The organism is Zoogloea ramigera, from assembly GCF_006539865.1.
Classification (GTDB): domain Bacteria; phylum Pseudomonadota; class Gammaproteobacteria; order Burkholderiales; family Rhodocyclaceae; genus Zoogloea; species Zoogloea ramigera.
This window is the reverse complement of record NZ_BJNV01000006.1, coordinates 144,306-163,784: the sequence shown is the minus strand read 5'-3', so window position 1 is coordinate 163,784 and position 19,479 is coordinate 144,306. Positions and strand designations below refer to the sequence as shown.

The window sequence follows — 19,479 nt, the reverse complement described above, 5'->3', positions numbered from 1 at the left end:
CCCGCGAGTGGCCGCCGGGAACGGGGGAAGGTCGCCCCCGGCGGAAGGAGATCGCAACGCTCAGTTCTTGGCCACCCTGGGCAGCTTGAAGACCCACATCGAGGCGCCCTGGGTGACCTGCTTGGTCAGGTCGGCCATGTCGCCGCCCCACAGGGGCACCGCGCCGCCGTAGCCCGACTGGATGCCCACGTACTGCTCGCCGTCCATCTCCCAGGTGATCGGCACCGAGACCACGCCTGAGCCGGTCTGGAACTTCCACAGCTCCTTGCCGTTCTTCGCGTCGAAGGCCTTCACGTAGCCGTCGGAGGTGCCGGTGAACACCAGCCCGCCGGCGGTGGTGAGGGTGCCGGCCCACAGGGGAAACTTCTCCTTGTGTTCCCAGGCGATCTTGCCGGTCTTCGGGTCCATCGCCCGCAGGGTGCCCACGTGGTCGTCGAACAGGCGCTTGATGCGGAAGCCCTGCCCCAGGTAGGCGGAGCCGGCCTTGTAGGTGAGCTTCTCGGTCCAGTAGTCCATCGCCCAGTGGTTGGCCGGGATGTAGAACAGCTCGGTCTGCGGGCTGTAGCTCATCGGCATCCAGTTGGTGCCGCCCAGGAAGGGCGGCGAGACGAAGACCGACTCGCCCTTCTCGGCGCCGGGCTTTGGCTGCGGCGGGCGCTGGCCCTCCACCTCGATCGGCTTGCCGGTCTTCACGTCGAAGCCCTTGGCCCAGGTGATGCCCTCCACGAAGGGCCACGCGCCGATCAGCGAGGTCGGCTTGTTGGGGTAGCCGGCGCCGGTGGCAAGCTTCTCGCGGTCGGTCACGAAGAAGAAACCGTTGCGGTCGGCGTGGGCCGAGGCCTTCACCAGCTTGCCGGTTTTTGGGTCTTTATATTCGAAGAGCACCACCGAGTTGTTGCCCGAGAAGTCCCAGGCGTCGTTGGGGGTGTGCTGGTAGAAGCCCTTGAGCTCGCCGGTGGCGGCATCCACGTAGGCCTGGCCGGAGGTGAACAGGCTGTCCCAGTTGCGCGGGTCGTCGCCTTCCTTGGTGCGGTGCCAGGTGTTCCAGGGCGCGGGGTTGCCGGCGCCGATCACCACCATGTTGCGATCCACGTCGTAGCTGGCGGTCTGCCAGGGGGCGCCGCCGCCGTGGTGCCAGGCCTCGACCAGCTGGCCGTCCTTGTCGCGGGGCCACGAGGGGGCGGCGGGGTCGCCGGTGGGGGTGCTGTCCTTGCCGTTCAGGCGGCCCATGTGGCCTTCCACCAGCGGGCGGGCCCAGACCTCCTCGCCGGTGTCCGGGTCGCGGGCGAACAGCCAGCCGACCACCCCGAACTCGTCGCCCGACGAGCCATGCACCAGCAGCACCTTGCCGCTCTGCTGATCCTTCACCACGAAGGGGGCGCCGGTCATGGTGTAGCCGATCTTGTGGTCGCCGAACTTCTTCTTCCACACCACCTTGCCGGTGTCCTTGTTGAGGGCCACGATGCTGGCGTCGAGGGTGCCGAAGAAGATCTTGTCACCGTAGATCGCCGGGCCGCGGTTGACCACGTCGCAGCACGGGCGGATGTCGTCGGGCAGGCGCGCCTCGTATTCCCACAGGCGCTTGCCGCTGCGGGCGTCGATGGCAAAGATGCGCGAGTACGAGCTGGTGGCGTAGATCACCCCGTCGTGCACCAGCGCCTGCCCCTCCTGGCCGCGCTGTTTTTCACCGCCAAACGAGAAGCTCCAGGCCGGCACCAGGTTGGCCACGTTGCGGGTGTTCACCTTGGCCAGCGTACTGTGGCGCTGGGCCTTCAGGCCGAGGCCGTAGGAGAGCACGTCCTGGGGCGTCTTGTCGTCGTTGAGCAGGTCTTCCCAGCTCACCGTCTTGCCGGCGTAGGCCGAGCTGCAGCAGGTGGCGGCCACCAGCGCGGCGAGCAGGGCCGGGCGGGGGAAAGTCATCTTCTTCATGTGTCCTTGTCTCCTGGATAGCGTTTTTTCTGGCGGGCCGGTCGAACCCCAAAGGCCTGAGGCAAGTTTATGAAGGCCGCGCAGCAGCTGTCCCGGGAGCCCTTCCCCCGCTTTCCGGGAAAAATTCCCGGGCTCGGCGGAAGCAGGAACAAAACCTGCATCTACCCCCGCATTCATCACGCCAAGGGGACACCGATGGACCTGCGCCGCCGCCTGCTCACCCGGCTCGGCCTGCTGCTGGGCGGCCTGCTGGCTGTCGCCATGCTCGTGCAGCTGCACTCCCTGCGCAGCGACATCGAATCCGAGGTGGCGGCCTCAGCGCGCCTGGTGGAGGTGCTGCTGGCCGCCGGCACAGCCGCCCCCGACGCGGCCGCGCCGCTGGCCGACGGCGCCCTGCGCCACCTGAGCATCCGCCCGGCGGGGCAAGCGGCGGTGACTACCCCGCCACCCTCGTGGCTGAGCTGGCTGGGGCTGGTTCCGGAGGTCGGCGGCGAGCGGCAGCTCCGCATCGGCGAGCGCAACCTCGTCATCGCCCCCAAGCCCGGCTCCGAGATTGACGAGCGGCTGGGGGACACCGTTCGACTATTGATCACCCTGCTGCTCTTTTCTGGAGCAAGCCTGCTCGTCGCGTGGTTTGCAGCCGACCGCGCGCTGGCACCGGTGCGCGGGCTCGAGGCCGGCCTTGAGCGCCTGGCCCGCGGCGAGGCCGACCCGGCCCTGCCCCCCTTCGCGCTGCGCGAGTTCTCGCGGGTCGCCGGTGCCATCGAGCGCCTCGCCGCCGAGCTGCAGGAGGCTCGCGCCGCCCAGCGCGCCCTCGCCCGCCAGCTGATCGCGGTGCAGGAGGCCGAGCGCAGCACCCTCGCCCGCGAGCTCCACGACGACATGGGCCAGACCCTCACCGCCCTCAACGTCACCGCCGCCTACCTCGAGCGCAACGCCGGCCGGCTCGACGCGGGCGGCGTGGCCGAATGCGCCGCCGACCTGCGCCGCGACATCCGCAGCTGCGGCGAACAGCTGCGCGGCATCCTCGCCACGCTGCGCCCCCACGGGCTGGAAGCTGCCGGGCTGGCCGAGGCATTGCAGGATCTCGTCGACGGCTGGCGCAGCCGCGAGACCGGCATCGAATTTGCACTGGACCTGCCGCCGGCGCCGCTGCCGGTGGACGAACCGAAGGCGCTGGCCCTCTACCGGGTGATCCAGGAAGCCCTGACCAACGTTGTCCGCCACAGCGGCGCCGAATCTTGCCGGGTGAGCCTCGCGGTGCTCGGCCAGCGCCTCGAGGCCTGCATCGCCGACGATGGCCGCGGGCTCCACGGCGGGCCGGAGCGCCGCGGCGGCCTGCTCGGCATGGCCGAACGGATGGACATGGCCGGCGGGCAGCTGGCCCTCTCGGGGGGCACCGGCCGCGGCCTGTGCGTGACGGCCTGGGTGCCCTGCGCGGGCGCAAGCGCTACCGCATGACAAGGAGCAAGGGATGATCCGCATCGTATTGATCGACGACCACGCCGTGGTGCGCACCGGCTACCGCCGCCTGCTGTCGGCCGAGGCCGACCTGGAGGTGGTCGGCGAAGCCGCCAGCGCCGACGAGGCCAATGCCCTGGTGCAGCGCACCCAGCCCGACGTCGCGCTGGTGGACCTCAACCTCAAGGGCAGCAGCGGCCTCGAGGCGATCCGCGGGATGCTCGCCCGCAAGCCCGGCCTGCGGGTGCTGGTGCTATCGATGTACGACAGCGCCGGCCACGTGCGCCAGGCCCTCAAGAGCGGCGCCCACGGCTACCTCACCAAGTTCAGCGAGCCCGACGACGTGATCGACGCCCTGCGCCGCGTCGCCGCCGGCCGGCGGGCCTTCTCGGCCGACGTGGCCGACCTGCTCGCCGACCAGGCCACGGGCGGCGCCACCCCGCTGCACGACCTCACCCCCCGCGAATTCGAGGTGCTGCGCATGCTCGCCCACGGCAGCACCGCGGCCGACATCGCCGGTGCAATGCACCTCAGCACCAAGACGATCTTCAACTACCTGTCCCTGATCCGCCAGAAGCTGGACGCCGACAGTGACTTCAAGCTGCTCCACCTGGCCGCCCACCACGGCCTGGTGGACATGCGCAACCCGCTGGGCGCCTGAACTCCACCGACGTTCCGAGACGCCACAGCCAGCGGCAAGGCCCCGGCAGACGATCCGGGCTGGCGAATGGCCCGGCAGGTGCGTCACCGGTGCGCCTCGGGGCAACGGCCCAGCCGCCACCGTCATTGTCTTTGACTATTCCCACCCATGAGCCAGTATTGAAATCGGGAGGGGCACGGCCCGCGCCCGCCAGGCCTCGGTGAGCACTCACGCGTGCGCGGAGGTGGGCCGGCGGCCACCCTTGCCGCGGCCGGAAGGCTCACGCTCCGCAACGCATTGAACCTGGAAACAGCCCTTAGCCGCTTTCCGCAAGTTCAAGCACCGCATGAGCAGAGCCTGTCAGAATTTTTGTGCCTTCGCCAACGCTCACCCGGAAGGCGAGAGCGCTACACGCCCGCTGGCACGCCAGCGCCTGGCTTTGTCGCCTCGCGCAAGCCCCCCGCCCAGGCGCACCATATGGCACGTCCAACTGCCGTTTCCAGGTTGAAAGCACGCTCATGCAGAAGAACATCATCGGCAACTGGGGCTCGGACCTCTCCGACGGCGACTACGCCTGCGCGCTGGCCGCCCTCGGCGTGCTCGAATCCCGCGGCACCGAACAGCACCCGGCGAGCCTTGACTCCCACGCAATCGCCGCCGCCCTGGCCGCCGAGTTCGAGGACGGCGAGCGCACTCCGGTCTGGCGCGCCGCGCAGAACGTCGGCCCTCACACAAGCCTCGCCGACTGGCAGGCGACCCGGCACACCGCCGCCGCAGCGCTGGCCGCCGGCTGGCGCTGCCATGCCGCCCGCTGCGCCGACGCCCCACGGCGGCAGCCCCGCCTGGCCATGCGCCACCTCGGGCGGCCCGATCTCGTCGATGACGACGCGCTGTACGCGTGGCTGCGGCATCCGGACGTCGGCCTCACGGCCCTCATCGAGGCGCTGCCCTTCCCGCCCCGCCCCCGGGTGGCGTGGCATTGGCCGTTACGGGTCGGGGTGCTGCCGGAGGGCGACGACGAGCCCCTCCTCGCCACCCTGCAGGACCCGCAGGGCAAGCCGGACTGGGCCCTGCGGCTCGCCCGCTGCCATGAAGTGGGCGGCGCGGCCCACGACCACTGCGACCTCCTGATCGTCACCCCGCGCGGCCTCGACACGCTGCGCAGCCGGCCCCGCTGCCGGGTGCGGGCCGGCTTCGTGGTGTGCCTTGCGGGCACCCGGGCCGGCCCTCCGCGCCCCGACAGGCGCCCGCTGCTCGACCTGCTCCACGCCGCGGGCCTCGCCATCCAGCGCGGCATCCAGGAGCCCGCCCAGCTGAACGACTGGTTCGTCAGCCTCATCTACCAGGCCTCCCACGACCTGCCGATCCACGCGGCGCTCAGCCAGGCCAGCCTCTCCCGAGGCCAGCGGCCCCCGTTCGTGCTCGGCAGCACCGACGCCCTCGACGGCTGCCGCATCCTGGCCATCGCCAGCCAGCAGGACCGTCTCGAAGAAGCCCTCCAGGCGCGGTCGGCGCGGCACTTCGCGGGCGCCGGGGAGGCCGGGATGGCCCGCGCCTTCCGCGCCCGGGGCTTCATGTCGGAGACCCATGACGGCGTGCGCGCAGCGGAAGACCTCGCCCAGCAGCGCGACGACAACGCCGCCGCCCGCGAACCCCGCTGGATCCAGGCCCGGCTGTGGGCCGGCCAGGGCACCGGCGCCCCGGCGCAGGCCCTCGCGCCGGGGCGCTGGAACCTGCTCGCGGCGGGCATCGGGCCCTCGCTCCTTCCCCGTGACGACGCGCCCTTCCCGGAAAGCCGGCTGAGCTTCGACCACGGCGACGTCGCGCTCACCGTCCAGCTCGAGATGAGCGGCGTGAGCCTCGCGCCCTACCCTCAGCGCCGGACTGACCTCACCGCCTCATCCACCGCACTCGACGGCGCGCAACTGGCGGAGTTCGCCGCCTGGTCGTCGGGCCGCGCCGCCACCGCCCCACCCGACGACGGCCCCGCCCAGATCGCGCTGGTGTCGATGCCCATCACCCTGCCACCGGTCGGCGACAGCACCGCCGCATGCTTCGGGATCTTTCCCCAGCCCGGCGTCGAGCGCTGCGAGGGGCGCCTCTCGATCATCCACAACAACCGGGTGCTGCAGAGCTCACGCCTGTCCATCGACGTGGCCTCCAACGCCACCGCCGGCGGCGCCCTGCCCCTCCGGACGGAAGGCCTGATCCACCCCCGGGACGACGACCTCGACGACCGCCAGGCCTACGACGTGGCGATCCAGGTGAGCGACCTCGGCGGGCATCTCCACCTGTCGATCCAGCGCGACGACGCAACAACGCCCGTCGACCTCGACAGCCTCGAAGAGCCGATCACCCTCATCACCAAGGCGCTCAAGGACGCCGCCATCCTGTGGGACTTCTCCCAGGGCCTCCTCGACCAGGCCGCCTTCGGCGACACCCTCTACGCCCTGGCCGCCAACGGCTCCCTGCTGGCACAGCACCTGCGCCAGAAGTGCGGCGACGGCATCGACGACTGGGAGCGCATCCAGCTCGTCCCGACCACCAACAAGTTCCTGCCGCTCGAATACGTTTACGACGGCCCCCCGCCCAGCACCGACGCGGCCCCCTGCCCCAACCTGCTCGCGGCCCTCGAACACGGCAGCTGCTGCCACCCCGGCGCGGGGAGCAACGCCTGCGCGCCCTGCCCGCAGCGGGACGACAAGAGCACAGTCTGCCCGCTCCGCTTCTGGGGCTTCAGCCGGATGATCGAGCGCTGCGGCACCCAGAGCCCGCCCATCGCCGACCAGGCCGCCAGCGTGCCAAGCAAGCAAGCCTACCGCCACGTCGACCGGCTCCTGTTCGGCGCAAGCGCGCGCAGCTTCGCCTACAAGCCGACCGCTGCCGAGCAGGCCGCCGAGCGCGCCTCGCTGCTCGCCGATCTCGGCACGCTGGCGACCACGGTGCTGGATGCGCCCGACTGGAAGACCTGGCGGCAACACGCCGCGAGCAAGCCGGAGCTGCTCGTGCTGCTCGCCCACACCGACATCTACCGGAACGCCCCTATCCTCGAGATCGGCGATCTGCAACGCCTCGGCCGGCAGGAGATCATCCGGGACATCAGCGGCGCCGACGGGCAGCCGCAACTGCTGCTCCTGCTGGGCTGCTCGGCGGCGGGCGTCAGCGAAGACTTCCAGCCCTACCCCGAACGCTTCCGAGACGCCGGCGTGAGCATCGTCCTCGCGCCGATCGCCCCCATCCGCGGCGGCGACGCCGTGCCGATCGCCCGCAGCATCGCCACGCTCCTCGCCCTCCGGCTCGCCAGCCCCAACCCCACCGCCTTTGGCGAACTGCTGCCCCTGATACGGCGCCAGCTCCTGCGCGAAGGCCATCTCGGCATCCTCTCCATCGTCGGCTTCGGCGATGGCGACTGGCTGCTCGGAGGTCAATGATGTTCCGACTCGAAATGCTGCCGGCGCGCTGCGGTGATTGTCTGCTGCTCGAATACGGCCCCCCGGGGGCGAGCCGGCTCGTCGTCATCGACGGTGGCCTCGGCGAGACCGCCGCGGTGCTGTGGAACCGGCTCGAAGGCCTGCGCCACGAGCGGGGCGCGGAGACGCTGGAGATCGAACTCCTGGTCGTCACCCACATCGACAACGACCACATCGTGGGGATCATCGAGCTCCTCAAGGCCGCCCACCCCACGCTGATGATCCACGACATATGGTTCAACGGACGGCCCCAGCTGATGGGCCTGCCGGCGGCGAGCAGCCCGGCGCAGGGTGGCGGCGGCCTGCCCGGTGACCTGCTGGGGGGCGCCGACGCCGGAGCCCCCGCGGCGCTGCCGACCCCCGCCGACCTGCTCGGCCCCCGCCAGGGCGACGCGCTGTCCGGCCTGCTCGCGGCCCGCAAACTGCCCTGGAACGCTCACCCCCTCTGGCAGGGCCGGGCGGTCATGGTGAGCGAACAGGCCGCGCTGCCGGTCGTCACGCTGGGCGGCGGGCTCCGGCTCACGGTTCTCGGCCCCACCTTTCCGCGCCTCTACAAGTTGTGCCAGAGCTGGCTCGACGTACTCGGCGGCAGCGACGAGGCGCCCGCCACCAACGCCGGCGGCCCCGCCGACCTGCTCGGGCGCGGCGATGTCTGGCCGCCCAGCTGGCAGGATGCCGTGTCCGGCGACACCTCGGCCGCCAACGGCTCGAGCATCATGCTGCTGGCCGAGCACGCGGGCCGCAGCATCCTGCTGGCCGGTGACGGCTACGCGCCGGATCTCGCCCGGGCCCTCGAACGCCTGCGCCAGGCGCGCGGGCTGGGCGAGGCGCGGCTGCCGCTGGACGCCTTCAAGCTGGCCCACCACGGCAGCGCCAATAACCTCGACGCCGCCGTGCTGGGCAAGATCGACTGCAGCCGCTACCTGATCTCCACCGACGGCTCCACCCACAAGCACCCGGACAACCAGGCGCTGCTGCGCATCCTGCGCCACACGCCCCGGCGCCCCGAGTTCCTCTTCAACTACGACGCGGCCACCACCGCCCCGTGGCGCGACGGCAAGGCGGACGTCGTGGAACAGGGCTTCCAGAACTACGCCACACGCTTCCCGGCCCAGCCCGGCGAGGGCGTGCGCCTCGAGCTCTAGGGAGACCGCGCAGCAAAGACAAAGGCCCGCAAACGCGGGCCCTTGTGACGATACCGGATGCTGACGCTTACTTGGCGGCAGCGGCCAGGCCGTTCAGGATTTCCTGCTTGGCTTCTTCGACGGTGCCCCAGCCCAGGATCTTGACCCACTTGCCCGGCTCGAGGTCCTTGTAGTGCTCGAAGAAATGCACGGTCTGCTTCATCAGCAGCTCGGGCAGGTCGTCGGTGGTCTGGACCTTGTCGTACAGCGGGGTCAGCTTGGAGACGGGCACCGCGACAACCTTGGCATCAACGCCGCCGTCATCTTCCATCTTCAGCACGCCCACCGGACGGCAGCGGATCACCACACCCGGCATCAGCGGGAAGGGGGTGACCACCAGCACGTCCACCGGGTCGCCGTCGCCGGCGATGGTGTGGGGCACGTAGCCGTAGTTGATCGGGTAGCGCATGGAGGTGCCCATGAAGCGGTCGACGAAGACGGCGCCGCTATCCTTGTCCACCTCGAACTTGATCGGATCGCCCTGGGCGGAGATCTCGATGATCACGTTGATGTCGTTCGGAACGTCCTTGCCAGCCTTGACCTGATCGAAACCCATAGTTCTACCTCCCATGTTATTGAATGAATGCCGGGTGCGATTATAAGTGAGCAACGCGAATCCGGGATAAACACCGCTCGGCAATCGATAAACACAAGCGATGGCCGGCGCCCAGGGTGGGTTCAGGCCGCGTCGAAGCCGACCTCCTCGATGACGGCGCGAAGCGCGTTGGCCGACACCGTGGCCGGGTCGTAGCTCACCCTGGCCTCACCGGCCTCCAGCGACACCGCCACGCCGGCCACCCCGGCGGTGGCCGCGAGGGCGCCGGTCACGTTCTTCACGCAGCCCTGGCAGCTCATGCCGCCCACCTTGATCGTCACTTCTTCCATCGCGTTTCCTTTCAGTCGGGTTTGTGGGGACGCCAGCGGCGCAGCAGCAGCGAATTACTGACGACCGAGACCGAGCTCATCGCCATCGCAGCACCGGCGATCACCGGGTTCAAGAGGCCCAGCGCCGCCGCCGGGATGCCGATGATGTTGTAGATGAAGGCAAAGAACAGGTTCTGGCGGATCTTGCCCAGCGTGGCCCGGGACAGGGCGATCGCGTCGGCGACGCTGTTGAGGTCGCTCCGCACCAGGGTCAGGTCGGCGGCCTCGATGGCCACATCCGAACCGGCGCCGATAGCGAACGACACATCCGCCGCCGCCAGGGCCGGCGCGTCGTTGATGCCGTCGCCGACCATCCCCACCCGGCCCTCGGCGCGCAGCGCCTCGACCGCGGCGGCCTTGTCGCCGGGCAGCACCTGGGCGCGAAACTCGGCGATGCCGGCCTCGGCTGCGATCCGCGCCGCGGCGGCCGGGTGGTCGCCGGTGAGCATCACCACCCGCAGGCCCATCGCCTGCAGGCGCGCCACCGCCGCCTTCGAGCTGGCCCGGAGCGGGTCGGCCAGGCCCATCACACCCAGCAGGCGGCCGTCGGCGGCCACCGCCACCGGCGTCAGCGCCGCGCTGACGAGCGGTTCGAGCAAGGCCGGCGGCACCGCCACGCCCAGCCCTTCGATGAAATCCGGCGAGCCGAGCTGCACCGCGCGCCCCTCGACACGCCCCGTCACGCCCTTGCCGCCCACCGCCTGCACCGCCTCGGCCGCCTGCGGGGCGAGGCCTTCCGCGCGCGCCGCCTCCACCACCGCCCGCGCCAGCGGGTGGTGGCTGCTCTGCTCGAGGCTGGCGGCGAGCACCAGCAACTCAGCCCGCGTGACGCCTTCGGCACAGCGCAGGTCGATGAGGGACGGCCGCCCCTCGGTGAGGGTGCCGGTCTTGTCCACCACCAGCACCTTGATCTTCTCGGCCAGCTCCAGGGCCTCGGCGTTCTTCACCAGGATGCCGGCCCGCGCGCCCTGGCCGGTGCCCACCATCACCGCCGTCGGCGTGGCGAGGCCCAGCGCGCAGGGGCAGGCGATCACCAGCACCGCCACGCCATTGACCAGCGCCGGCGCCAGCTCGCCGCCCAGCCACCACCACAGCCCGAAGGTGGCCACCGCAATGGCCACCACCGTCGGCACGAAGATCGCCGCGATGCGGTCGGCGAGGCGCTGCACGTCGGGCTTGCCGCCCTGGGCCTGCTCGACGAGGCGCACGATGCCCGCGAGCAGCGTGTCGGCCCCCACCCCGCTGGCCCGGCAGCGCAGCACGCCGTCACCATTGACCGTGGCCGCAAACACCTTGTCGCCCGGCGCCTTGGCCACCGCCACGCTCTCGCCGGTGAGCATCGCCTCGTCGGCCGACGAGGTGCCGGACAGCACCTCGCCGTCCACCGGCACCGCGTCGCCCGGGCGCAGCACGAAGGTCATGCCGGCCACCACCTGGGCCACCGGCAGCTCGACGAGCTGGCCGTCGCGCTCTATCCACGCCGTCGGCGGCTGCAGGCGCAGCAGCGCCTCGATAGCCGCCGAAGTGCGCGCCCGCGCCCGCGCCTCGAGCAGCTTGCCGAGCAGCACCAGGGTGATGATGCTGGCCGAGGCCTCGAAATAAACGTGCAGGTCGTGGCGCCCGGCGAGCACCACGAACAAGCTGAAGAAATACGCCACGCTGGTGCCCAGGGCCACCAGCACATCCATGTTGGCGCCGCCGCCGAGCAGCGACGACCACGCCCCCTTGTAGAAGCGCCGCCCGATCCAGAACTGCACCGGCGTCGCCAGCAGGCACTGCAGCCAGCGCGGCAGCCATTCGACGTGATGATCGGCCGCCTCGAAGCCGGCCCCCAGCATGCCCACCATCTGGGCCAGGAAAGGCAGGCTGAGCGCCGCCGAGATCCAGAACAGGCGCAGCTCGGCGCGGAACTCGGCGTCCTTGCGGGCCCGCTCGGCCTCGCGGTCGCGGCCGGCGATGGGCGTTGCGGTGAAGCCGGCCTTGGCGATCGCCGCGACGATGGTGGCCGGGTCGGTGAGCCCCGGCGTGTAGCGCACCCGCGCCGTCTCGGCGGCAAAGTTGACGCTGCCCTCGGCGCCGGGCAGCCGGCCCACGACCTTCTCGATGCGCGCCGCGCAGGCCGCGCAGCTCATGCCGGCAATGCCGAGCTCGAGCACCTGGGGCGCCACGTCGAAACCGGCCTTGCGGATCGCCGCCAGCACCGCGTCGGCATCCGCCGCGTCGGGCGCAGCGGTGAGCCGCGCCTTGCCGGTGGCGAAATTGACCTGGGCCGCCACGCCGGGCAGGCGGTTGAGGACCTTCTCGAGGCGCACGGCGCAGGCCGCGCAGCTCATGCCGGATACCGGCAGATCGTAGCGGCGCCCGGGTTCAGTGGCCATCAGCCTGCTCGCCCGCGCATCAGAAGTGGCACACCACGCCGTTCCACAGCGCGCTGCCGAGGGACGGCGTGGTGACCAGGCCAAACACGCCGAAGGCCAGCACCACCAGGCCGGCCCCCATCCGCACCGCCTGGTTGCGCACCACGTCGCGCAGACGCGTGAGCAACATGCCGGCCAGCAGCAGATTGGGCAGCGTGCCGAGCCCGAAGGCCAGCATCAGCGCGGCGCCGCGCTCGGCCGAGCCGGTGACAAGAGCCGTGGCCAGCACGCTGTACACCAACCCGCAGGGCAGGAAGCCCCACAGCACGCCAAGGGGAAAGGCCTGGGCCACGCTGCGCGCCGGCAGGAAGCGCCGGGTGAGCGGCTGGACGCGGGCCCACAGGCGCTGGCCGAGGCGCTCGACACCCGCCAGGGCGCGGGTAAAGCCGGTGAGATACAGGCCCAGCGCCACCAGCATCAGGTTGGCCGCCACATACAGGGCAAGCTGCACCGGCAGGACGTCGTTGAAGAGCATGCCGACGGTGCCGATGGCTCCCATCGCAGCCCCGGCCGCGGTGTAGCTGCCGATACGCCCGAGGTTGTAGGCCAGGTGCAGCGGCCACTCCCGGCGGGCCGGGCTGGTCTGGCCCGGCAGGCGCACCTGCACCGTGAGCGCGCTGACGATGCCGCCACACATCCCGACGCAATGGACGCCGCCGAGAAGGCCGATGAGGAAGACTGCAAAATAGCCGGTTTCAGGCATGGCTTGGGACCTGGAAAAACAAAGGCGCTGTCACGGTTGGCGATGGCAACGCATCAGAGACTGGCGATGAACTCTGCGAGTGCGACTTGTAGGGGCGACTTCAGTCTCCCTCAGGCGCTAAAACCAGGGTAGATCCCCTATTCAATCTCCGCGGGCGACTGAAGTCGCCCTTACATCGCCGCTACATCGCACCAGACTGGTGCCCACGATGTGGGCCGGGCGCGTGCCCCGGACGACTCCACCACCAACGCTGACACAACAAAACAAAACGCCCCGCGGAAAACGCGGGGCGCGTGGAAGACCGCTCGAGCTGCATTCTAGCCGGCCCCGGCACGGGCAGCCAGCCGGGCCGTCAGATCACCTTGGAGTAGCGGGTACGCTCGCGGTCGGCCCGCAGGTATTTGTCGAAGCTCATCGCGATCGCCCGCACCAGCATGCGGCCAGCAGGCTTCACCGAGATCCACTGCTCGTCGATGGTCAGCAGGCCGCCCTTTTCCATCTCACGCAGGTCGGCCAGCTCGGCCGCAAAATACTGCTTGAAGTCGATGAGGTGGGCGATTTCGATGGACTCGATGGACAGCTCGAAGTGGCACATCAGGGCCTGGATGATGGCCCGCCGCAGCAGGTCGTCGGCGGTGAGCTCGATGCCCCGCAGCACCGGCAGGCGGCCGGTATCAAGGATGTCGTAGTACTCGTCGAGGGTTTTGACGTTTTGCGCGTAGGTCGGGCCGACCTTGCCGATGGCCGACACGCCGAAGGCCATCAGGTCGCACTCGGCGTAGGTGGAGTAACCCTGGAAGTTGCGGTGCAGCCGCCCCTGGCGTTGGGCCGTGGTGAGCTCGTCGGTGGGCTTGGCGAAATGGTCCATGCCGATGTACACATAGCCCGCCTCGGTGAGCCGGCGGATGGCCAGCTGGAGGATCTGCAGCTTGGTCTCGCCGGAGGGCAGCTGGGCATCGACAATGCGGCGCTGGGGCTTGAACAGGCTGGGCAGGTGGGCATAGTTGTAGATCGACAGCCGGTCGGGCGACAGCGACAGGATCTGCTCGAGGGTGCGGTTGAAGCTGATGACGTTCTGCTTGGGCAGACCGTAGATCAGGTCGACGCTGACCGACTTGAAGCCGTGGGCCCGGGCGGCGTCGATCACGAGGCGGGTCTCGTCCTCGCTCTGGACGCGGTTGACGGCCTTCTGGACGTCGGGGTTGAAGTCCTGGATGCCCACGCTCATGCGGTTGAAGCCAAGCTCGGCGAGCAGCGCGACGGTGGGCTCGTCAACCTTGCGCGGGTCGACCTCGATGGAGTATTCGCCGTCGGGGACCAGGGTGAAGTGTTTGCGGACGATGCCCATCAGCTGGCGCAGCTCGTCGTGGGACAGGAAGGTGGGCGTGCCGCCACCCAGGTGCAGCTGCAGGACTTCCCGCGGGCCGTCGAGGCAGGCCACCTGCAGATCCACCTCTTTCTCGAGGTAAGCCAGGTACTTTGCCGAGCGGCCGTGGTCCTTGGTGATGATCTTGTTGCAGGCGCAGTAGTAGCAGATCGTATTGCAGAACGGGATGTGGAAGTATAATGAGAGCGGTTTGCCCACCCCGCCAATCGAGCGCTTGCCCAGCCAGTCGCACAGGGCAGTCGAGTTGAAGGCCTCGACGAAGCGATCCGCCGTGGGGTATGAGGTGTACCGCGGGCCATTCACGTCGAATTTGCGAATGAGCTCGGGGTCGAAGATGAGATCTGTTTGAATCGTGTTCATGGCGGACTTCTCTGGAATGCGAGAGACAATCGCAGAATCATCCGAAAATCGTATTGACGTGGATCAAAGGGCTCCAAAGCTTGTCCAAACCCCCTAATTCAGGCCTCAGTTCAGGTAATCGCCCGTGCAGATGAAATCGGTAATCCCGGTCACCACCCTGGAAATCAAGACAGCCTGCTCCCAGTGCAACCTGCGGGAGCTGTGCCTGCCCTTCGGCCTCGACCCCAACGAGGTCGACCAGCTCGACGAGCTGGTCGGCAGCCGCCGCAAGATCAAGCGGCAGCAGCACCTGTACCGCTCGGGCGACACCTTCGAGGCGATCTACGCGATCCGCGCCGGCTCCTTCAAGACCGACGTGATCCTCGAGGACGGCCGCGACCAGGTCACCGGCTTTCAGATGACCGGCGAGGTGCTGGGCCTCGACGGCATCAGCACCGAGCACCACTCGTGCAACGCGATCGCGCTGGAAGACAGCGAGGTCTGCGTGATCCCCTTCGGCCGGCTCGAAGAGCTGTCACGCCAGGTGGAGAGCCTGCAGCACCAGTTCCACAAGATCATGAGCCGCGAGATCGTGCGCGACCACGGCGTGATGATGCTGCTCGGCTCGATGCGCGCCGAAGAGCGGCTGGCGGCCTTCCTGCTCAACATGTCCCAGCGCTTCACCGCGCGGGGCTTCTCGCCATCCGAGTTCCACCTGCGCATGACCCGCGACGAGATCGGCTCCTACCTTGGGCTGAAGCTCGAGACGGTGTCCCGCGCCTTCTCCCGCTTCCAGGAGGAAGGCCTGGTGGCCGTGCAGCAGAAACACATCCGCATCCTCGACACCCCGGGCCTCAAGCGCCTCCTCAACCACCACGCGGTGTGAGCGCCGGGCGGCCGGCGCCGGCCTTGTGCTAAAGCCCGGCCAGCCAGCCCAGGGGGTTCTTGCTGAGCGCCACCGACACGATCCACGAGAAGGTGGCCAGCGCGGCAACAAACGCGCCGCCGCGCAGCGCCAGCGGGCGCCCCGGCTTGAGGGCCAGCATGCCCAGCCCGATGTAGGCGAGCAGGCCTACTATTTTGGCGGTCAGCCAGCCATGCACGAAAGGGTACTGGCCCGCCATCCAGGCCAGCCCGATGGCCGACAGCAGCAGACACGAATCCACCACATGGGGCAGCACGCGCGTAAGGCGCGCGCGGGCCAGCGGCGAGCCGGCCAGCGCCCAGCCGCCGCGCAGCGCAAAGCCCACGCCGCTCAGCACGACGCAGGTGATGTGGAAATGCTTGAGAGCCAGGTACATGGGTCGCCTCGCGAACGCAATTTGCGGTGCGCGCGGCAAGCCCGGCAGATCGCAGGCCCCGCACGCGCAGGGCCGCTACTTTAGCCGCGCAGCACGCCGACTTCCAGCGCCGCGAACCAGTTGATGAAGCGCTGCACGTCGGGCCCCTGATAAATGGCGCCGTGCTGGGGCACCATCATGTCGATCTCCAGCCTCGACACCCGTTCGCACCAATCGCGCTTGGCCCGGTCGGAGCCCATCCAGCGCTTGTGGAAGCCCTCGGCGTGGCGGATGTGGCGGGAGAAATCCTCGACGTACAGGCCGCCCTGGTCGGGGGGCAGCAGGGCCGCGCCGACGTCGCCCGAGAACAGGATCTTGGCCTTCGGATCGTAAAGGTGGTGGTTGCCCGACGAATGCAGGTAGTGCGCCGGAATGGCCTGCAGCTCGAGGCTGCCCAGGCGGATCGTCATGCCCGGGTCGGGGATGGGCACGAAGGTGGATTCGCTGCCGCCAAAGTGGGGCAGGAAGGACTGCCACAGCCAGCTGGTGTAGCACTTCAGGTCGGGCTTGAACTCCAGCCACAGAGCCAGCGACGAGATGATGTCCGGATCCTGGTGGGAGGCGAAGATGCCCGCCAGCTTGGTCGGGTCGCACTCGGCCGACAGGGCCGAGAACACCGCGGGGAAGATCTCGATGCCGCCCGGGTCGCACAGCAGGGCCTGCTCGCCGTCCATCACCAGGTACTCGTTGGTGTCGATCAGGTAGCCGGGTTTGCTTGCATCGCGGGCGATCGCCAGCCAGCGGTGGTCGTCGTTCTGGTAGATACAGTGGGCCTGCTTCATGGGTTTCAGTCCTTTACGAGGCGTTCCTTGCCGAGCACTTCGAGGGATCGCTTGATCTGGGCGATCACCTCTGCGAAATCCGTGGAGACCTGCATCAGCGCCGGGCTGAAGCCGCCACCGTAGGCGGCCTCGATCTTGGCCGAGCGGGCCAGCACGCCGCCGAGCTCGACCAGCTGCTGGGTCTCCTCGACCGCCGCGCGCAGGCGCAGGTCGAGGGCGCGCAGGCGGCCGTGCTGCTCGGCCAGGCGCTGGGCGCCGCGCTTCCTGGCCTCCCGCACGCCGGGCACCCCGTCGCCGCTGAGGCGGATCGCCTGCAGCAGGATGGCCGAGTTGCGCTGCTGCTGGACGACACCGGTGACGCTGCCCACCGAACCCGAGGTCATGTCCCGCAGGGACGCCATGTGGTGGGTGAGGTCCTGGGCGAAGCGGCGCAGCTCGTTGGAGAGCACGCCGAAGCCCAGTGCCGCGTTGCCGGCCCGCTTGGCCAGGAAGATCGCGTTGAGGGCCATCAGGTTGATCCTGAAGGCCGTCGCGACGATCGACTTGATCTCTTCGTTGACCCTCACGATGCAGGTCAGCTCGCTGGCGCTGCGGGGGGGCTTTTTCAGTTTTTCAGGCGCGTTCATGCCGGGCTCACGGCGGCTGCTTGCCGCATTGGGGGGTCGGATGCGCTGCCGTGGCATCCGCCCCCCGAAAGGAGCGGACAGGCCGGCCGCTGGGTGGGATTAACGGCGGCGGCCGGCCGGGCTTGAGGCCTGCCCGGGCATCCCGGCCCCCGACCTCAGCCGGCCCGGGGCGCCGCGCGGGGCGGCAGCAGGAAATCCCCCGGCCGGCTGACGAGCCGGTGCCAAAGGCGGCGGCGCAGCTCGCGCAGGTCGGAGCGGGGCAGATCGTAGGCGCGGACCGCGGTGAGCAGAGACAGCGCGAAGCTCACCCCCAGGTTGAGGACGAACATCACCCCCACCCCGGCCACCGCCAGCCCGAGCAGCCCGCTGCCCACCCACGAGACCTCCAGCGACGAGGTGGCGAGGCTGAGGATGCCCGAGTTGAGCGTCACGTGGCGCACGTCCAGCGGCAGCCCGAAGAACCTGCCGAGCACCGGCGTCATTCCCAGCATCAGGCCCAGCGAGATGTTGGTCGCCCAGCCCGACATGTTGCGCGACACCACGCCGGCCAGCCGGATCATGCGCAGCCGGCCGAAGCGGTTGCCCAGCCGATGCTCCGCAATGGCCTGGGGCAGCCGGTGATAGACCGCCCAGTTGTCCACCCAGCCGCCCACCAGGGCCGCGAGGTAGAGGATCACGCCGGTCAGCGCCGCGTAGAACACCGTGCCGCTATCCACCGGGCTGAGGGAGTGGAAAACATAGCCCGCCTCGGCCTTGCTGAGGAAGGAGTGGCCGGTCATGACCCGCCACAGGGCGTCGAAGGCATAGGCGCCGACGGCCACCACCACCACGTTGGCGATGGTCGCCGCGAGCTGCGAGCGGCAGATGCAGGCCGCGTAATCGACGATCACCTCGAGGCGCTCGCCCCCGCGCCGGTCGCGGATGATCGCCGCGAAGGCGGCGGCCGTCATTGCCGGCTGCTTGGTGGCGAGGATCAGCCCGAAGGCCTGCAAAAGCAGAAAACTGAACGCGTAGTTGAGCCCCGAGAAGAAGCCCTCGATGAACAGCGCCAGGCCCAGCCCGGCGATCGCCATCTTCATCGCCGCGGTGCCCACCGTGAGCACGCCGCCCCCGGCCGCCGCGGCCCAGATGTGGCGGTAATCGGCGGGGGTCTCGGCGATGTAGTGCTCGCCGGTCTTGCCGGCCCGGTCGACGATGCGCCGCTGCAGGCGCTGCAGGTTGCTGCGCACCAGGTGGCCAAGGCCGTTGCTCTCGTGGGCCGCCTCGGCCAGCTGGCGCAGCAGCGCCAGCAAGGGGCCCGGCGCCCGGGGCTCGGCCGCCATCACCGCGGCGATGGCCTCCATCCGCGCCAGGCAACGGTCGAGCACGTCGAGCCCATACACGATGTCCACGCTGATGCCCTCGGACTCCAGGCGGTGGGAGATCACCTGCATTTCGTCCCGGCAGGCGGCGAGGTCGGCCTGCCAGGCTTCGAGCAGGGGGCCGGAGACGCGCCCCTGCTCCCAGGCGCACAGCAGGTTCTCGCCGCTGTCGGCGAGGCGCTTGAACGGCGACTGGGCCACCGGCCGCGGCTCGCTGCGGGTGCGCAGCTTGAGCGACAGGCCCTGCCCCTGGACACGGGCCAGCAGCAGCCGGAAGCCGTCCGCCAGGCCGCGGCACAGGGCGGCGCTCATCTCGGGGGCGCCAGCCGGGAAGAGGATTTCCAGCAGGCGCTGGAAGGTGGACGGCTGCAGGCCGCGCATCAGGGTGAGGTCGCGGTCGCGCCGGAAGCTCCGCCCCATCAGGTGGGACAGGTCGTGGTCGTCCCGGGGCGCGGGGATCAGCTTGGCCGTCACCCGGTCGCCGAACTCCGACAGGAAACCCCGGTCGCTAGGGATCCCGACCTCGCCGAACAGGTTGGCGCCGTCGGTTTCGTCGAGGATGGCGCAGAGCGCGTCGCGCAGCTCTTCGGCGAGGGCCGGAGTGGCCGCCAGCACGTCCATCAGCACCGCGAAGCGCTGGGTGGCCGAGCCGTGGACGTCCGCCGCGTCGATGTAAACGTCGCTCCACAGCGCGCCGCCGGCGAGCCAGCGGTTGAGGGCCAGCCAGGCGTCGAGCCGGTCGGGCAGATCGGCGCTGGCGGTGAGATTGCACAGGTGACGGGCCAGCTTCGGAAGCTCGCGCTGCCCCCGCCGCTGGGGCGGGAGCGCGGCATGGATCGAGGCGAGCACGTCGCGGGGGGAGAGGATGGGTCTATTTCGCATGCATGAAGTATGCACAAAACCCGTTACCCGTGCA

At 69.8% G+C, this 19,479-nt stretch carries 15 protein-coding genes; 5 read left to right on the top strand and 10 right to left on the bottom strand.

Annotated elements, in window-relative coordinates; genetic code table 11:
- Positions 1-60: 60 nt before the first annotated feature.
- Positions 61-1,929, bottom strand: a complete 1,869-nt coding sequence (locus ZRA01_RS02580; RefSeq protein WP_174851581.1) for a methanol/ethanol family PQQ-dependent dehydrogenase — start codon at positions 1,927-1,929, stop codon at positions 61-63.
- Between the two features lie 195 nt (positions 1,930-2,124).
- Here ZRA01_RS02580 and ZRA01_RS02575 point away from each other — a divergent pair, with 195 nt between their 5' ends.
- From ZRA01_RS02575 to ZRA01_RS02560, 4 genes are all read left to right on the top strand, one after another.
- Positions 2,125-3,390 (top strand): sensor histidine kinase, encoded by a 1,266-nt coding sequence (locus tag ZRA01_RS02575; protein ID WP_170182883.1) that lies wholly within the window; start codon positions 2,125-2,127, stop codon positions 3,388-3,390.
- A gap of 13 nt (positions 3,391-3,403) precedes the next feature.
- Positions 3,404-4,051: a response regulator gene (locus ZRA01_RS02570; RefSeq protein ID WP_141349190.1), complete on the top strand. Its 648-nt coding sequence runs from the start codon at positions 3,404-3,406 to the stop codon at positions 4,049-4,051.
- A gap of 497 nt (positions 4,052-4,548) precedes the next feature.
- Complete coding sequence (locus ZRA01_RS02565) at positions 4,549-7,461, top strand: hypothetical protein (protein ID WP_141349189.1); 2,913 nt, start codon at positions 4,549-4,551, stop codon at positions 7,459-7,461.
- Positions 7,461-8,645 (top strand): MBL fold metallo-hydrolase, encoded by a 1,185-nt coding sequence (locus tag ZRA01_RS02560; protein ID WP_170182882.1) that lies wholly within the window; start codon positions 7,461-7,463, stop codon positions 8,643-8,645. Before ZRA01_RS02565 ends, ZRA01_RS02560 begins: the two co-directional genes overlap by 1 nt.
- A 67-nt stretch (positions 8,646-8,712) precedes the next feature.
- On the opposite strand, the gene ppa is transcribed toward ZRA01_RS02560, so the two are convergent.
- From ppa to hemN, 5 genes are all read right to left on the bottom strand, one after another.
- Entirely contained in the window at positions 8,713-9,240 is a 528-nt protein-coding gene (ppa, locus tag ZRA01_RS02555) for an inorganic diphosphatase (protein WP_141349187.1), read from the bottom strand.
- Between the two features lie 122 nt (positions 9,241-9,362).
- Positions 9,363-9,569: a heavy-metal-associated domain-containing protein gene (locus tag ZRA01_RS02550; RefSeq protein ID WP_141349186.1), complete on the bottom strand. Its 207-nt coding sequence runs from the start codon at positions 9,567-9,569 to the stop codon at positions 9,363-9,365.
- Between the two features lie 11 nt (positions 9,570-9,580).
- The gene (locus ZRA01_RS02545; protein ID WP_246093257.1) at positions 9,581-11,986 is read right to left on the bottom strand and encodes a heavy metal translocating P-type ATPase; all 2,406 of its coding nucleotides are present in this window, start codon (positions 11,984-11,986) and stop codon (positions 9,581-9,583) included.
- 19 nt (positions 11,987-12,005) lie between these two features.
- Positions 12,006-12,728 (bottom strand): sulfite exporter TauE/SafE family protein, encoded by a 723-nt coding sequence (locus ZRA01_RS02540; protein WP_141349185.1) that lies wholly within the window; start codon positions 12,726-12,728, stop codon positions 12,006-12,008.
- A 352-nt stretch (positions 12,729-13,080) separates the two neighbouring features.
- A complete protein-coding gene (gene hemN, locus ZRA01_RS02535; RefSeq protein WP_141349184.1) occupies positions 13,081-14,475 on the bottom strand; it encodes an oxygen-independent coproporphyrinogen III oxidase in 1,395 nt (464 codons plus the stop codon).
- A gap of 130 nt (positions 14,476-14,605) precedes the next feature.
- Between hemN and fnr the strand changes: the two genes are divergently transcribed.
- Entirely contained in the window at positions 14,606-15,340 is a 735-nt protein-coding gene (gene fnr, locus ZRA01_RS02530; protein ID WP_141349183.1) for a fumarate/nitrate reduction transcriptional regulator Fnr, read from the top strand.
- Between the two features lie 28 nt (positions 15,341-15,368).
- Here fnr and ZRA01_RS02525 read toward each other — a convergent pair whose 3' ends face one another.
- The 4 genes from ZRA01_RS02525 to ZRA01_RS02510 form a co-directional block, all read right to left on the bottom strand.
- A complete protein-coding gene (locus ZRA01_RS02525; RefSeq protein WP_141349182.1) occupies positions 15,369-15,755 on the bottom strand; it encodes a SirB2 family protein in 387 nt (128 codons plus the stop codon).
- Between the two features lie 80 nt (positions 15,756-15,835).
- Positions 15,836-16,576 carry an oxygen-binding di-iron domain-containing protein gene (locus tag ZRA01_RS02520; RefSeq protein WP_141349181.1) on the bottom strand — a complete coding sequence of 247 codons (741 nt, stop codon included), beginning with the start codon at positions 16,574-16,576 and terminating at the stop codon, positions 15,836-15,838.
- A gap of 5 nt (positions 16,577-16,581) precedes the next feature.
- On the bottom strand, positions 16,582-17,202 hold the full coding sequence (locus tag ZRA01_RS02515; RefSeq protein ID WP_141349180.1) for a methyl-accepting chemotaxis protein: 621 nt from the start codon (positions 17,200-17,202) through the stop codon (positions 16,582-16,584).
- A gap of 155 nt (positions 17,203-17,357) precedes the next feature.
- Entirely contained in the window at positions 17,358-19,445 is a 2,088-nt protein-coding gene (locus tag ZRA01_RS02510) for a transporter-like protein (protein ID WP_141349179.1), read from the bottom strand.
- Positions 19,446-19,479: the final 34 nt, after the last annotated feature.